Consider the following 14593-nt stretch of genomic DNA (forward strand, 5'->3'; position numbering starts at 1 on the left):
TCAGCGACCCGTGACGCTCGAGATCGCCTGGGTGAACGCGTCCTCGAGCAGCGGGCCGGCGACGGCCCAGAGCGCGACGACAAGTCCTGCCGTCATCAGAGTGACGAGCACCCAGCCCGGGACGTCGCCGCGCTCCGGGTCGTCGGCGGCGGGCAGGTCGGGATGCTGCGTCTCCAGGTCCCGGGGCTGCGTCTCGTCGTGCTGCATGGTCGTTCCTTTCGGGTGGTGCCGCGGTCGTGCGGCCGGTCTGAGGTGCGGCATCGGGCTCACAACCCGATGCGCAGGGTCGCGAGGGAGGGGAAGACGGCGAAGACGACGGTGATCGGCAGGATGAGGAAGACCACCGGCACGAGCATGGCGACCTCCTTCTTGCCGCCCGCCTCCATGAGCGCGCGCCGTCCGGACTCGCGCACGTCCTGCGCCTGGGCGCGCAGGACCTCCGCCAGCGGGGTGCCGCGCTCCAGGGCCACGGCCACCCCCTCGGCGAAGCGGGTCAGCGAGGGCAGGCCGGTGCGGTCCGCCATGGCGGTCAGCGCGACGGCGATCGGCGCGCCCGCGCGCACGTCGGCGAGCATCGCGGAGATCTCGCCCGACAGCTCGCCCCGCGCCGTGGAGGCGACGCGCTCGAGCGCCGGCACCGGCCCTTCGCCGGCCGTCACGGCGAGCGCCAGGAGCTCCGCGATCGTCGGGAACTCCGCGAGCATCCGCTCCTCGCGGCGGCGCACGGCGCGGCCGAGCTGCTGGTCGCACAGGACGAAGCCGACCGCCCCCGACAGGACCACCAGCGCGACGAGCGGGACCGGTGACGAGCCGCGAGCCGCGGCGAGCAGCAGGGCGAGCGCCAGCCCGGCGGCGAGCCCCAGCGCCGCCCACACCACCTGGCGCGCGCGGAACGACTCGACGCTCTGCACCAGACCCGCCCGGTCGAGGCGGCGCCGCAGCTCCGCGCGGGGCGACCCGAGCCGTTCGAACCAGTGCGCGGCGTCGGCCACCCACGGCGCGAGCAACCGCTCGACCACGCCGAACGGGGTGCGCACCTCGTGCTCGCGCAGCAGGCCCGACGTCGCGTCGCGGGGCCGCAGCGACGGACCGAGCCGCTCGTCCAGCGTGATCCGGCGCGCCCGCAGGCGCGAGACCACGAGCAGGATGCCGAGGCCACCAACCAGTCCGATCATCGCTCCGGGCAGGGAGACCCAGCCGCCGCTCACCGCAGCACCCGCCCCTCCTCGGGCAGCCGGCCGATCCGCATCATCAGCCGGTACGCGACCAGGGAGACCACGGCGCCGGCGGCGAGCACCGCGACCCCGGCGGCGGAGTCGTAGGCCTGCGCGGTCTCGGGCCGGGTCGCGAGGAACGCCAGCACAACCCACGGCCCCGCCGCGGCGAGCCGCGCCCCGTTCACGGTCCAGGACTGGCGGGCCTCGAGCTCGCCGCGCGTGCGGGCGTCCTCGCGCAGGAACGACGAGAGCGTGCGCAGCAGGCGCCCGAGGTCGGTGCCGCCCACCTCCCGGGTGAGGCGCAGGGCCTCGACGATGCGGTCTGCCACAGGGTCGGCGAGCCGCGCCTTGAGCAGGTCCAGGCACTCGCCGAACCGGCCGGTCGCGCGGTAGTCGGCGGCGAACCGGGCGAACGGCTCGCGCAGCTCGGCCGGGCCCCGCTCGCCGAGCTGGGCCACGGACTCGGGCAGCGACAGGCCCGCGCGCACGCCGGAGGCCAGGTGGTCGACGACCTCCGGCCAGACCTCCCGCAGGTCCCGCCGCCGCTTGCGTGCCCGGGCGCGCACCAGCACCTCGGGCGCGAGCGCCGCCATGACCGCGAAGCAGACGGCGATCGCGGGCGACCGCGTGACCGCGACGCCGGCCAGCAGCACCACGACCCCGGTCGCGGCGCTGAACGACCACAGCGCCCGCGGCGTGACCGAAGGCGCGCCCGCCTGGACGAGCAGGTCCTGGACGACGGCGCCGCGGGCCCCGCGGCGCCCACGCCGCGCGGCCGGCTCCCAGCAGGACAGCCAGACGCACAGCAGGCCGGCCCCGAGCAGCAGGCCGACGACCACGCCCATCAGCGCGCCCCGACGAGCAGGGCCCGCACGTCGACGCCCGCGCGGGCGAACCGCTCCTCGCCGGGCGGGAAGCCGTCGCCGCGCACCAGGTCACCGCCGGCGTCGGCCGGCAGCCGGTGGAACAGGCCCGCCGTCTCGACCCGGTCGCCCTCGACCCGGCCGGTCACCGCGACGATCTCGCGGACCTGCCGAGCCCCGTCGGGCGCCACGTCGAGGTGGACGACGAGGTCGATCGCGGACGCGACGGTGGGGACCACGAACCGGTCCGAGACGTTCTCCCCCGCGAGCAGCGGGAGCGTGCACATCTTGGTGACGGCCTCGCGGGCGGAGTTGGCGTGCACGGTGCACATCCCCGGGATGCCGGCGTTGAGCGCGACGAGCATGTCGAAGCTCTCGGCCTCCCGGACCTCGCCGATGACGATGCGGTCAGGGCGCATCCGCAGCGCCTCCTTGACCAGCCGGCGCAGCGGGATCTCGCCCGTGCCCTCGAGGCTCGGCTGCCGGCACTGCATCGCGACGTGGTCGCGCGCCGCGAGCCGCACCTCGAAGACCTCCTCGCAGGAGATCACCCGCTGCCCCACCGGGATCGAGCCGGCCAGGGCGTTGAGCATGGTCGTCTTGCCCGCCTGGGTGGCCCCGCTGACCAGCACGTTGAGGCCGGCGCGGACGGCGGCGTCGAGAAAGGCCGCCGCGTGGGCCGTGAGCGAGCCGAGCCGGACCAGGTGGTCGAGGTGGCTGGCCCGCACGATGTGCTTGCGGATGTTGACCGCGAAGTGCCGGCGCGTGATGTCAGGGATGACGACGTGCAGCCGTTCTCCCCCCGGCAGCGAGGCGTCCACGAAGGGCGAGCTGAGGTCGAGCCTGCGGCCGGACGCCTTGAGCATGCGCTCGACGAGGTCGCGCACCTGCGCGTCCGTGAGGATCGTCGTGGTCAGCTCGGGCACGCCGCGGCGTGCCACGAAGACCTGGGCCGGGCTGTTGATCCAGACCTCTTCGACCTCGGGGTCGTCGAGGTACTTCTGCAACGGCCCCAGCCCCCCGAGGGCGTCGGTGACGGACCGGGCGGCGTCGCGCGGGTCGGGCAGCGCGGGGACGACGCCGAGGGTGGCGCGGTCGGAGTAGTCGGCGACGGCCTCGGCGACGAGCCGGTCGAGGCCCGACCGGTCGCGGACCGGGTCGATCGCCCGGCGGCGGACGAGCTCGCGCACCTCGTGCTCGAGGATGGCGGTGGCGTCGCGGGTCGCCAACGTCTCGATCGGCACTGATCTCCCTCTCGTCGTGCGGCCACGGCGGCCTGCTCGAAGGCGGCCCAGAGTAGGGGACCCGGGCAACCGTGCGGCGCCACCCTGTGGACAACCGCGTCGGGCCGCCCGTCCGGGTTCGCGCGGAGCCCGTCCGAACCCGCAGGTCCCGCGGTTCCGCGCCTTCCGTCCGCCCGTTTCGTCCGGCCGACGCCGACGAACAGGATGTGACGCACCTCACGCTCCGGCGGGCGTGTCGCCCGGCTCGCGACCGCGCCGAGAGACCCGAGGCCGGTGCGGCTAGGGTCGGCCCATGCCGACGACTCCCCCGCCCGGCCGCTGGCACGACGTCGCCCGCGCGACGGGCCTCCTCGCCCCCGACGGCTCCGTGGCGCAGACGATCTTCGCCGAGATGACGGCGCTCGCCGTCCGCTCGGGCGCGATCAACCTCGGCCAGGGCTTCCCCGACGTCGACGGCCCGGGCTACGTCAAGGAGGCCGCGAAGGCCGCGATCGACGCGGGCCGCAACCAGTACGCCCCCGGCGACGGTGTGCCCGAGCTGCGCCGCGCGGTCGCCGACCACCAGCGCCGGCACTACGGCCTGGACGTCGACCCGGACACCGAGGTGCTGGTCACGACGGGCGCCACCGAGGCCCTGACCGCGTCGATCCTCGCCCTCGCCGGCCCCGGCGACGAGGTGATCACGCTCGAGCCGTTCTACGATTCGCACGCCGCGGCGGTCGCGATGTCCGGCGCCACGCACGTCCCGGTGCCACTCACCACCGACGACCTGCGCCTGGACGCCGACGCCCTGCGCGCCGCCGTCTCGCCCCGCACGCGGATGATCGTCGTCAACACGCCACACAACCCGACGGGGACCGTGCTGACCCGCGCCGAGCTCGAGCAGGTCGCGGCCGTCGCGCGCGAGGCCGACGCGATCGTCCTCACCGACGAGGTGTACGAGCACCTGGTCTTCGACGACGCCGCGCACGTCCCGCTCGCCACGCTGCCGGGCATGGCCGACCGCACGCTCACCGTCTCCTCCAGCGGGAAGACGTTCAGCCTCACGGGGTGGAAGGTCGGCTGGGTGCACGGGCCCGCGCACCTCGTCACGGCGGTGCGCACCGTCAAGCAGTTCCTCAGCTACAGCTCGGGCGCGCCGTTCCAGCCGGCGATCGCCGCCGCGCTGGCCGACGACGAGACCCCGCGCGCCCTGGCCGCCTCGCTCGCGTCCCGCCGCGACCTGCTGTGCGACGGGCTGGCGGCCGCCGGCTTCGACGTCGTCGTCCCGCAGGGCACCTACTTCGTCATCGCCGACGGCGCCCGGCTCGGGTTCGACGACGGCCACGACCTGTGCTACCGCCTGCCGGAGCTCGCGGGCGTCGTCGCCGTCCCCGTGTCGGCGTTCTGCCGCGCGGGCTCCGCGACGTCCGACGCGCTCCGCTCGCGCGTCCGGTTCACGTTCGTCAAGCGCGAGGACGTGCTGCGCGACGCCGTCGGGCGGCTCGCCCGCCTGGCGCGGTAGCCCGCGCGGTAGCCCGGCGGCCTGGCGGCCTACAGGGCCGGCGCGACCAGGGTCACCGCGACGACCAGCATGATCCCCGCGACGACGCCGTCCACGACCCGCCACGCGCCGGGGCGCGCCAGCACGGGCGCGAGCAGCCGCGCGCCGTAGCCCAGCGCGACGAACCACAGGACGCTGGAGACGGCCGCGCCCGCCGTGAACGCCCAGCGCAGGTCGCCGTGCGACGCCGCGAGCGACCCCTGCAGCACGATCGTGTCCAGGTACACGTGCGGGTTGAGCCAGGTGAGCGCGAGCGCCGTGAGCAGCACCGGGCGCAGCCGCCGGCCCGCGTCGACCACCGCGCCGTCGGACGCCGCCGCCAGGCCGGACTCGTCGCCGCGCCATGCCCGCCGCGCGGCCAGCGCGCCGTAGCCGAGCACGACCGCGGCGCCCGCCCACCGCGCGACCTCGACCACCGCGGGGTGGCTCACGACGAGCGCGCCCAGCCCCGCCGTGCCCGCGAAGTAGAGGACCAGGTCGGACGCCGCGCACACCGCCACGACGACGCCCACGTGCTCGCGTCGCACGCCCTGGCGCAGCACGAAGGCGTTCTGCGCGCCGATGGCGACGATGAGGGACAGGCCGAACCCGAGGCCGGCGAGGAACGTGAGCACCCCTCGACGGTAGGCACGCCCGGCGATGAAGTCCATCTGCAGTTTCTTCATCCGATGAAGCACTGCCTCATCTAGGCTCGGCCCATGCGATGGGACTCCCGACAGCTCGAGGCGCTCGCCGCCGTCATCACCGAGGGCACCTTCGAGGCCGCGGCCCACGCCCTGCACGTCACGCCCTCCGCCGTGAGCCAGCGGGTGCGCGCCCTGGAGAACGCGGCCGGGTCGGTGCTGGTGCGTCGCACCCGTCCCGTCGCGCCCACCGAGCCCGGCCGCACCCTGCTGCGGCTCGCCCGCCAGGTGGAGCTGCTGGGCGCCGAGGCCAGCCGCGCGCTCGGCCCGGGGGCGGGCGACGCCGGCGGTGGCGACGCGGCGGACCGGCGCCCCGTGACCATCCCGCTCGCCGTCAACGCCGACTCGCTGGCCACGTGGGTCGTCCCGGCGCTGGCGCGGGTGGAGGGCGTGTGCTTCGACCTGTACCGCGAGGACCAGGACCGCACCGTGGACCTGCTCCCCGCGGGCGTCGTGATGGCCGCCATCACCTCGCAGCGCGAGCCCGTGCAGGGGTGCACGTCGGTGCCGCTCGGCGTCACCCGGTACCGGCCGGCGGCGGCGCGGTCCGTGATCGAGAGGTGGTTCCCGGACGGCGCCACGGTCGACGCCCTCGGCCGCGCCCCGATGCTCGTGTTCAACCGCGCCGACGACCTGCAGGACGCGTGGCTGCGCGAGCGCGCTGCGGCCGCCGGGGCCCAGGTCCCGGACCCGCCCCGGCACCACGTCCCCAGCACGTCCGAGTACGTCGACGCGATCCGGCGCGGCCTCGGGTGGGGCATGTGGGGCCCCCTGCCGGGGCCCGGGGGGCGCTTCGCGCTGCTCGACGGCGGGCCGGACGACGCACCGTCGGACCCCGGCGGCGTGCTGCTGCTCGACGACGACGCCGTCGTCGACGTCCCGATCTACCTGCAGCAGTGGAAGCTGCGCTCGGACGTGCTGGACCGGGTCTCGGACGCCCTGGTCGCCGAGGCCGCCCGGGTGCTCCCGCAGCGCTGAGGTCGTCCCTCGCCGGTCGAGCTCGTCGAGACCCGAGCCGGTGGTTTCGACAGGCTCAACCAGCGAGCGTCAGGCGCAGACGCCGGGGAGCAGCGACGGGCTCGGCGTGGCCTTGCCGCCGCCGCCTCCGCGGGCTCCGCCGTCGCCGTCCTCGCCGCCGACGGCGCCCGTGTCGTCCGTGCCGGGTGACGTGACGTCGTCGTCGACCGTGGTCGCTCCGGTGGACGCGGGGCCCTTCTCGCCCGCCTGGACGGCCGGGCTGCCGGGCGGCGCCTCGTCGGCGCGGATCCGCTCCCAGATCTCGTCGGCCTCGGACGTCCAGACCACGCGGTTCGGGTCGGTCGGCGCCTCGACGACGGGCACGGACGTGAACACGATCCGCCCCGGCTCGAGGTCGCGCACGCTCCACGCGAGGCCGGCGAGCGCCGCCGGGCTGGCGAGGTCAGGGCTGGTCGAGATGGAGCCGAGGATCTCGCGCACCATCCGGTACAGCCGCGGCGAGTCGGTGATGACGTTCTGCGACAGGATCTCGCGCATCGTCGCGTCGAAGAACGCCTGCTGCCGCTCGATGCGCTTGAGGTCGCTGCCGATCTCCAGCCCCATGCCCTCGCCCTGGCGGGCACGCAGGAAGTTGATCGCCGTGTACCCGTCGAGCTTCTGCTTCCCCTTGTCGAGGTCGAGGTCCACCTTGCGCCCGACGACCGGCTCGGGCAGGCACATCGTCACGCCACCGATGGCGTCGACGACCCCGATGACCCCGGTCATCTCGACGACGACGTGGTCGGTGACGCGCACGTCCGTGAGGCTCTCGACGGTGCGGATGGTGCAGGCCGCAGCGCCGGTGACGTCCTTGTCGGCCCCGCCGCCGAGCGTGAAGGCGGTGTTGAACATGGCGCCGGGCTGCGCCGCCGTCTGCCCCCCGCCCGGCAGCCTGCACGACGGGATGTCGACGAGGGAGTCACGCGGGATCGACACGGCCTCGATGCGGCTGCGGTCGCCCGAGACGTGCACCAGCAGCGTCGTGTCGGAGTGGAACTCGTCGCCCGCCCCCGCGATCTCGGCGTTCGCCTCGTCGCGGAAGTCGGTGCCCATGACGAGGATGTTGAGGGCCTTGCCCGCGAACGGGTCGCTCGGGTCCTGCTCGGCCGCCACCGCGGGCGGCCGGTCGGTGTCGTCGCCGAGCAGCGGCTCGACGTCGGACACCCCGATCTGGGACCGCAGGTCGACGAACGACGCGACCGCGGCCACCCCGACGAGGGCGACCAGCCCGGTGGCGACGAGCGCGGTCGTCCGGATCACGCCGTGCGTCACGAGGGCGTGCGCGTGGCGCGGTGGGGTCCGCTGCACACCGCGAGCCTAGGCCGTGAGCAGCGCGTTCGCGCGAGGGGAGGCCAGTTCACCCGCTGGTCGAGCCTGCCGGGGCCGGGGTCTCGACAGGCTCGACCGACGGGTTCAGCGGCGCGCCTCGATCGCCGCGACCGCGACGTCCGGGTGGTCGGAGAAGGCCCCGTCCATCCCGGCGTCGAGGAACGCGTCGAGCTCGCCGGCCAGGTCGCCGTGGGCGGCCGGATCGGCCGACGAGCGGAACTCCGCCGGCAGGAACTGGTTCTCCGCCCGGAACGTCCAGCCGTGCACCTCCAGGCCGGTCCGGTGCGCGTCGCGGATCACCGGGGTGGGCTCGCCCAGCGTGCCGTCCGCCTCGCGCGGGATCATGACGTTCTTCTCCAGCCCGACGCCGTCGGCGTAGCGCGCGATCTCTCGCAGCCCGGAGCGCGTGACCAGGTCGGCGTACGTGCGCGGGTCGCCGGCGGCGACCAGGTCGTACGGTGCGCCGCTGGAGGAGACGAGCTGGGCGAGGCGCACGTCGGTCGCGTCGTCGAGCTCGCGCAGGTTGCCGGTTTCGAAGGACTGCACGATCACCGGGTCGCGGCGCGAGTCGAAGCCGTTCGCGTCGAGCTGCTCGACGAGCGGCGCCTCGAGCGACAGGCCCACCGAGTCGAAGTACGTCGGGTGCTTCGTCTCGGGGTACACGCCGACGGGCTCGCCGTCGCAGGTCTCCGAGTGCCGGGCGAGGTCGAGCACCTCGTCGAGGGTCGGGACCTGGTAGAGCCCGTCGAACGCGGTGTTGCCGGGCCGCACCTGCGGCAGCCGCTCGACCGCGCGCAGCGTGCGCAGCTCGGCGAGCGTGAAGTCCTCGGTGAACCAGCCGGTCACCGCCGTGCCGTCGATCGTCTTCGTGGTGCGGCGGTCGGCGAACTCGGTGTGGTCCGCGACGTCGGTCGTGCCGCTGATCTCGTTCTCGTGCCGGGCCACGAGCACGCCGTCGGACGTGGGCACGACGTCGGGCTCGATGTAGTCGGCACACTGCAGGATGGCCTGCTCGTAGGCGGCGAGCGTGTGCTCGGGCCGGTACCCGGAGGCGCCGCGGTGCCCGACGACGGTGATGCCGTCGTCGCGGGTGCGCTCGCGCTCCAGGTCGATGACGACCATCTCGGTGTCGTCCGGCGTCCCGGGGTTGCGCGCCGCGTTGCCCGGGTAGTTGTTGTCGTTCCCGACGAGGATGCGACCGTCGCGCAGCCGCAGCACCGTCTCGAACGACTGCACCGGCAGGGCGTAGGTCTCGCCGAGGCCGTACCCCTCGCCCGCGTCGATGCCGCGCGGGTTCTCGACCCGCAGCGCGTCGAGCACGAGCTCCTTGCGCACGTACCCCTCACCGCGGGGGGTGTCCCTGTCCGTCTCGCTCAGGTCGATCTCGTAGACGCGCTTCGTGACCGACGCCGGACCCTCGAGGTCGTCCCGCTCCACGATCCAGAACGAGTCCTTCCCGACGGCGAAGGCGTCGCCGAGGACGTTGCCCTCCTGGTCCGCCTGGTAGTCCCAGGTGCGGCCGGTGTACTCGCCGCGGCGGGTGTCGAACTCGCGGATCACGCGGCGGCGCTGGTCGTCGTCGCCCGGCAGCGCGCCCTCGAGCACGGGGTACAGGTAGCGGCCGCCGCGGGCGGGTGCCATCGCCTCGAAGCCGCGGCTCGCGCGCACCGTCGGCTCCTCGCCGTCGTCGAGATACGGGTTCTGCGGGGACTTCAGCCCGCCCGGCAGCGGGAACGGCTTCTCGAGCAGCGTCCCCTCGGCGTCGAAGTGCAGCAGGAACGGGCCGAACTCCTCGCCCACCCAGAGCGTGCCGTCGTCGGCCCGGACCACGGACTCGATGTCGAAGTCGGCGCCGGTGAGCAGCCGCTCGTCCGAGCCCTCGTGGACGATGTCGAAGTCCAGGACGTCGTTCGCGTCGTCGTACGAGACGTGGTCGAGGACCTCGATCTCGCCCGAGCCGTCGCGACCCCCGCCGGTGTCCCAGTCCGGCTCCACGAGGTAGCTGCGCAGCAGGAAGTCGGCGGAGTTGCCCTTCGACCCGAACCCGTTGTCAGGCTGGGCCCAGAACGTGCCGTCGCCGTTGTCGATCATGGCCGAGAAGCCGGGGATCACCTGCCCGTCCCACGGGCCCTGGCGCCCGTTGGCGGCGGACGCCTGCGCGCCCGACGCCGGCCCCTCGGCGAGGAAGTCGGCGGACAGGGTCGCCCGCCCCTCGAGGGTGGGCTCCAGGTGCCAGGAGCTCCCGGCCTGCGGGCCGGGGTCGTGCCGGTCGCCCGGCCGCCCGCCGGCGACGGCGGCGGCCGAGCCCGCGGTGGTGAGCAGGAGGGCCGCGGCGGTACCGGCCGCGGCGGTGCGGAGCAGCGGTGAGCGTCTCATGGACCGATCCCACCGAGGCCCGGCGACGCTCGCAAGAACTGAGCGTGGCGTCCCGGCGTCGGCTGGGTGAACGGCGACGCCGTCCTCAGTGCGCGAGCTCCACCCAGCCGTCGCGACGGTAGGCCGGGGTGGCGAGGGCGAGCACCAGCAGGGCGCAGCACAGGGCGGCCAGCATGACGGACGCCATCGCGACGGATCCGCCGCCGAGGACGCCGACCAGCGGCGAGACCACGCCGGCGATGCCCGACTGCACCGCCCCGATGACGGCGGCGGCGGTGCCCGCCCGCTCGCCGTGCCGGGACAGCGCGATGGCGGACGCGTTCGCGGGGATGAGGCCCTGGAAGGCGAGCACGATCCACAGCAGGACCAGCAGGCCGATCAGCCCGCCGGCCTCCGTGAGTGCGACGACGAGCAGCCCGACCGCGAACACCCCCTGGATCGCCAGGGCGGCGCGCAGCAGGCGGATGGGCGCCACCCGCCGGACCAGCGCGGCGTTGATCTGGGCCGAGACCACCAGCCCGAGGCCGTTGAGCGCGAAGAGCAGGGCGAACTGCGAGTGGGAGAGCCCGTAGCCCTCCTGGAACACGAACGGCGAACCGACGACGTAGCTCATGAGCACGGCCTGGCCGAGGCCGGGGATGACCGCGAGCGCCATGAAGCGCCGGTCGCGCAGGAGCACCCGGTACCCGGCGAAGACGCTGCTCATGCCGCCCCGCTGCCGCCGGGGCTCGGGCAGCGTCTCGGGCATGAGCCGCCACACGACGACCGCCATCGCGACGCCCGCGAGGGCGAGCACCGCGAAGACCCACCGCCATCCGGCCGCCGCGGCGACGGCGGACCCGAACGTCGGCGCGAGCATCGGCGCGACGCCGATGACGAGCATGAGGCGGGACAGGATGCGGGCCGCCTCGGAGCCGACGAAGCGGTCGCGCACCACCGCCATCGCGGCCACGCCGCACGCCGCGTTGAAGAAGCCCTGCAGCAGGCGCAGCCCGATGAGGACGGTCATGTTGGGGGCGAACGCGCACAGCAGCGAGGTGACGACGTGCAGGCCCAGGCCCCACAGCAGCGGGGCGCGGCGACCGTAGCGGTCGGACAGCGGGCCGATGACGAGCTGCCCCGCGGCGCCGCCGATGAGCATGACGGAGACGGAGAGCTGGGCGAACGAGGCGGTGGAGCCGAGGTCCGCCGCCACCTCCGGCAGGGACGGCAGGTACATGTCGACGGTGAAGGCGGGCAGCGCGGCGAGCGCCCCGAGCATGAGCACCCAGCGGTACGGCGAACGGGCGCGCACGGGTGTCGCGGGAGAGTCGGCGGGCATGGCCGCCATCCTATCGAAACGATACGACCGAGGCACGGGAAATCTCCGGGGCCACGTGGTGAGCCCTCTCACCCTGCACGCCTGGCCCGCTGTCGGCGGCGTGCGCGACGATGGACCCATGTGCGGCCGCTACGCGTCGTTCCGCGACGCCCAGGACCTCGCCGACGACCTCGCCGTCGCCGACATCGCCGACGACGCGCGCCTGCTGCCGCCGTCGTGGAACGTCGCCCCCACGGACCCCGTGCGGATCGTGGTGGAGCGGCCGCGGCGCATCGACGGGAAGAACACCGGCGAGATCACGCGCTCGCTGCGGGTCGCGCGCTGGGGCCTCGTCCCGTCGTGGGCGAAGGACCCGGGCGTCGGGGCGCGGATGATCAACGCGCGGTCGGAGTCGCTCCTGGAGAAGTCGGCGTTCGCCAAGCCGCTCGGCGTCCGGCGGTGCCTGCTGCCGGCCGACGGCTACTTCGAGTGGCGCAAGCTCGAGCTGCCGCCGGGAGCCCCCGCGAAGGCGAAGGTGCCGAAGCAGCCGTACTGGATCCACCCGGACGACGGCGACGTCGCGGCGCTCGCGGGCCTGTACGAGTTCTGGCGCGACCGGTCCAAGGCCGACGACGACCCCGACCGGTGGCTCGTCTCGGCCACGGTGATCACCACCGCGGCGTCCGACGACCTCGAGCGCATCCACGACCGGATGCCGGTGGTCCTCCCCCGCGCCGCCTGGGACGCCTGGCTCGATCCGGCCGTCGGGGCCGACGAGGCGATGGCCGTCGTCACCGGCCCGCAGGTCGGCATGGCCACGGTCCCCGTCGGCGACGCGGTCGGCTCGGTGCAGAACAACCGGCCCTCGCTCATCGAGCCCGACCCCGACCCGCGGGACCCGGACGTGGTCGCCACGGGCGGGGCCTGAGGGACGGTCAGCCCCCGGTGTACGCCCGCTGCAGCCGCACCGGGGTGATCTCCCCGATCCCCTGGACCTCCTGGGGCGCCTGCGCCGTGAGGGCGTAGCGGGCCGACGACGCGAGCAGCTTGGCAGTCGGCGGGTCGACCAGCACCGACGTCGGCTCGGCCAGCTCCGTGATCCGCGACGCGAGGTTCACGTCGGGGCCGAAGACGTCGCCGAACCGCGACAGCACGCGGCCCCAGACGAAGCCCACGCGCACGGGGATCTCGTCGTCGGCGGCATGCGGCGCGGCCAGGCCGAGGGCGACCTCGGCGCCCGTCGTCACGTCGTCGGCGACGAACAGCACGGCGTCGCCGATGGTCTTGACCACGCGGCCGCCCGCCTCGGTGATGACGTCACGTGCCCGGGACTCGAAGAGCTGCACGAACTCGGCCAGCTCCTGGGAGCCCAGGCCGGCCGTGCGCTTGGTGAACGAGACGATGTCGGCGAAGCCGACGGCCCGGCGCAGCGGCAGCTCGTCCACGGCGCCGGCGGCCGCGGCGCCGTGGGCGCCGCCGAACTCCGTGGCGAGGCGCCCCGTGAGCGCGGCGAGCTGGCGCCGCCAGGCGTGCTCGAGCTGCCGCGACATCAGGTCCGCGAGCTCCGGCACGCGGTCCAGGGCCGCGAGCCGCGCGCTCACGTCGTCCAGGCCGTGCCGGCGCTGGATCAGCTCGACGAGCGCCTCGACGTGCCAGAGCGCGAGCCGGTCGGTGGTGTGCCCCAGGGAACGGATGAACGTCATCTGAGCCTGCTCGTCGAGCTGCTCGGTGTCGACGAGCCGGCCGATCTCGCGCAGCGCCAGCATGTCCGCGTCGGTGAACCACACCTCCGTGGGGTGGGTGACGGGCAGGCCGAGCCAGCGCCAGTAGTTCTCGATGAACTCGCGGGACAGGCCGGTCCCGGTCACGAGGTCCGTCAGCGAGTACCGCCGCGGGCCGCCCAGGATCTCCTCGTCGAGCCGGGCGGCCGTGTCGCCCGGACGGACGCCCCCCGGCCCCGCCGACGGAGCGCCCGGCACCTCCGGCGCGCCGTCGTCGGTGGGGTTCCCGGTGGTGGTGTCGCTCGTCACGCGACAACTGTAGTGCGCGTCACCTGGGCGGCGGCTGGGAGCCCGTCGCCCGCAGGTGGTGCACGTCGCCCGCCGTGACGACGCGCTCGCCGCCGGGCGCCGCGACGACCAGCGACCCGTCGCACGCGACCCGCACCGCCTCGCCCTCGACCACCCCGGACCCGCCCGCCAGCTCCGCCCGCACCCGCGTGCCGAGGGTCGCCGAGCGGGCCGCGTACTCGCCCGCCAGCCCGGCCGCCGCCGCGTCGCCGCCGGCGGCCTCGAGGCGCCCGACGGCGGCCACCAGCTCCCCGACCAGCGCCGCGAGCAGCGCGGTGCGGTCGTCGCCCGTCTGGCCTGCCCGCGCGCCGCCCGCGAGCGCGAGCGACGTCGCGGTGGGCACCGGGAGCTCGGCGGCCGCCTGCGAGACGTTGAGCCCCACGCCGACGACGACGGACGGGCGCACGGCCGGCGAGCCGTCGGGCGCCGTCGCCCGCGGGACGTGCGGCACGACCTCGGCGAGGATCCCCGCCACCTTGCGGTACGCGCCGAACCCGGGCACGGCCCCGGCGGCGGGCAGCAGCACGTCGTTGGGCCACTTGAGGCACGCCTCGACGCCGACCGGCCCCAGCAGCGGATCCAGGGCGCGGACGACGGCGACGCCGGCGAGCAGCGGCAGCCAGCCGAGCGCTCCGGCCGGCACGTCGGGCCGCAGCAGCACCGAGGCCGTGAGCGCGGCCCGCGGCGGCGTCTCCCACGACCGGCCGGCGCGACCGCGGCCCGCGACCTGGTGCTCGGCGACCAGGAGCGCGGGCGCCGGCCAGGCCTCAGGGTCGCGGCGGGCGGCATCGACGAGCGCGGTGTTCGTCGACGGCGACGCGCCCACGACGTCGAGCCGGCCCAGCGGACCGGCCGGCGCGAGGAGCGCACGGCGCAACGTGGCGACGTCGAGCGGGGATCGGTCCACCCCCCGATCCTCCCGCACGGCGGCCCGCACGCGGACCGAAGGCAG

General features: G+C 75.1%; 13 protein-coding genes. 3 read left to right on the top strand and 10 right to left on the bottom strand.

The features are described from left to right. The 4 genes from ABD254_RS02645 to ABD254_RS02660 are packed head-to-tail and all read right to left on the bottom strand — an operon-like array spanning nucleotide 1 to nucleotide 3324. Nucleotides 1-207 (bottom strand): hypothetical protein, encoded by a 207-nt coding sequence (locus ABD254_RS02645; protein ID WP_344245385.1) that lies wholly within the window; start codon nucleotides 205-207, stop codon nucleotides 1-3. Nucleotides 208-266: 59 nt separating this feature from the next. Next, nucleotides 267-1175: a type II secretion system F family protein gene (locus ABD254_RS02650; RefSeq protein WP_344248471.1), complete on the bottom strand. Its 909-nt coding sequence runs from the start codon at nucleotides 1173-1175 to the stop codon at nucleotides 267-269. Between the two features lie 29 nt (nucleotides 1176-1204). Further along, on the bottom strand, nucleotides 1205-2062 hold the full coding sequence (locus ABD254_RS02655) for a type II secretion system F family protein (protein ID WP_344245387.1): 858 nt from the start codon (nucleotides 2060-2062) through the stop codon (nucleotides 1205-1207). Then, complete coding sequence (locus ABD254_RS02660) at nucleotides 2062-3324, bottom strand: TadA family conjugal transfer-associated ATPase (protein ID WP_344245389.1); 1263 nt, start codon at nucleotides 3322-3324, stop codon at nucleotides 2062-2064. The genes ABD254_RS02655 and ABD254_RS02660 overlap by 1 nt, the downstream gene beginning before the upstream one ends. A gap of 292 nt (nucleotides 3325-3616) precedes the next feature. On the opposite strand from ABD254_RS02660, the gene ABD254_RS02665 reads away from it, so the two are divergent. After that, nucleotides 3617-4828, top strand: coding sequence for a pyridoxal phosphate-dependent aminotransferase (locus ABD254_RS02665; RefSeq protein ID WP_344245391.1), 1212 nt, complete (start codon nucleotides 3617-3619; stop codon nucleotides 4826-4828). Nucleotides 4829-4857: 29 nt separating this feature from the next. Here ABD254_RS02665 and ABD254_RS02670 read toward each other — a convergent pair whose 3' ends face one another. Continuing rightward, nucleotides 4858-5517 (bottom strand): LysE/ArgO family amino acid transporter, encoded by a 660-nt coding sequence (locus ABD254_RS02670; RefSeq protein ID WP_425553721.1) that lies wholly within the window; start codon nucleotides 5515-5517, stop codon nucleotides 4858-4860. A 48-nt stretch (nucleotides 5518-5565) separates the two neighbouring features. Here ABD254_RS02670 and ABD254_RS02675 point away from each other — a divergent pair, with 48 nt between their 5' ends. Beyond that, on the top strand, nucleotides 5566-6528 hold the full coding sequence (locus ABD254_RS02675) for a LysR family transcriptional regulator ArgP (protein WP_344245395.1): 963 nt from the start codon (nucleotides 5566-5568) through the stop codon (nucleotides 6526-6528). A 69-nt stretch (nucleotides 6529-6597) separates the two neighbouring features. Here ABD254_RS02675 and ABD254_RS02680 read toward each other — a convergent pair whose 3' ends face one another. From ABD254_RS02680 to ABD254_RS02690, 3 genes are all read right to left on the bottom strand, one after another. Next, on the bottom strand, nucleotides 6598-7875 hold the full coding sequence (locus tag ABD254_RS02680; protein WP_344245397.1) for an LCP family protein: 1278 nt from the start codon (nucleotides 7873-7875) through the stop codon (nucleotides 6598-6600). A gap of 105 nt (nucleotides 7876-7980) precedes the next feature. Beyond that, nucleotides 7981-10272, bottom strand: coding sequence for an esterase-like activity of phytase family protein (locus ABD254_RS02685; protein WP_344245399.1), 2292 nt, complete (start codon nucleotides 10270-10272; stop codon nucleotides 7981-7983). Nucleotides 10273-10357: 85 nt separating this feature from the next. Beyond that, nucleotides 10358-11593, bottom strand: coding sequence for a multidrug effflux MFS transporter (locus ABD254_RS02690; RefSeq protein WP_344245401.1), 1236 nt, complete (start codon nucleotides 11591-11593; stop codon nucleotides 10358-10360). A 118-nt stretch (nucleotides 11594-11711) separates the two neighbouring features. On the opposite strand from ABD254_RS02690, the gene ABD254_RS02695 reads away from it, so the two are divergent. After that, nucleotides 11712-12500: an SOS response-associated peptidase gene (locus tag ABD254_RS02695; RefSeq protein ID WP_344245403.1), complete on the top strand. Its 789-nt coding sequence runs from the start codon at nucleotides 11712-11714 to the stop codon at nucleotides 12498-12500. 7 nt (nucleotides 12501-12507) lie between these two features. Here ABD254_RS02695 and ABD254_RS02700 read toward each other — a convergent pair whose 3' ends face one another. Continuing rightward, complete coding sequence (locus ABD254_RS02700; RefSeq protein WP_344245405.1) at nucleotides 12508-13602, bottom strand: adenylate/guanylate cyclase domain-containing protein; 1095 nt, start codon at nucleotides 13600-13602, stop codon at nucleotides 12508-12510. A gap of 19 nt (nucleotides 13603-13621) precedes the next feature. Continuing rightward, entirely contained in the window at nucleotides 13622-14548 is a 927-nt protein-coding gene (locus ABD254_RS02705) for a biotin--[acetyl-CoA-carboxylase] ligase (protein WP_344245407.1), read from the bottom strand. Nucleotides 14549-14593 lie beyond the last annotated feature (45 nt).

Origin of the sequence: Isoptericola hypogeus (assembly GCF_039531145.1) — a bacterium.
Lineage (GTDB): Bacteria > Actinomycetota > Actinomycetes > Actinomycetales > Cellulomonadaceae > Isoptericola > Isoptericola hypogeus.

Bases quoted from the DNA above. Each gene is read 5' to 3' on its own strand.
- ABD254_RS02645 (WP_344245385.1), bottom strand. From the start codon at position 207: ATGCAGCACGACGAGACGCAGCCCCGGGACCTGGAGACGCAGCATCCC.
- ABD254_RS02650 (WP_344248471.1), bottom strand. From the start codon at position 1,175: ATGATCGGACTGGTTGGTGGCCTCGGCATCCTGCTCGTGGTCTCGCGC.
- ABD254_RS02655 (WP_344245387.1), bottom strand. From the start codon at position 2,062: ATGGGCGTGGTCGTCGGCCTGCTGCTCGGGGCCGGCCTGCTGTGCGTC.
- ABD254_RS02665 (WP_344245391.1), top strand. From the start codon at position 3,617: ATGCCGACGACTCCCCCGCCCGGCCGCTGGCACGACGTCGCCCGCGCG.
- ABD254_RS02670 (WP_425553721.1), bottom strand. From the start codon at position 5,517: ATGGACTTCATCGCCGGGCGTGCCTACCGTCGAGGGGTGCTCACGTTC.
- ABD254_RS02675 (WP_344245395.1), top strand. From the start codon at position 5,566: ATGCGATGGGACTCCCGACAGCTCGAGGCGCTCGCCGCCGTCATCACC.
- ABD254_RS02685 (WP_344245399.1), bottom strand. From the start codon at position 10,272: ATGAGACGCTCACCGCTGCTCCGCACCGCCGCGGCCGGTACCGCCGCG.
- ABD254_RS02690 (WP_344245401.1), bottom strand. From the start codon at position 11,593: ATGCCCGCCGACTCTCCCGCGACACCCGTGCGCGCCCGTTCGCCGTAC.
- ABD254_RS02695 (WP_344245403.1), top strand. From the start codon at position 11,712: ATGTGCGGCCGCTACGCGTCGTTCCGCGACGCCCAGGACCTCGCCGAC.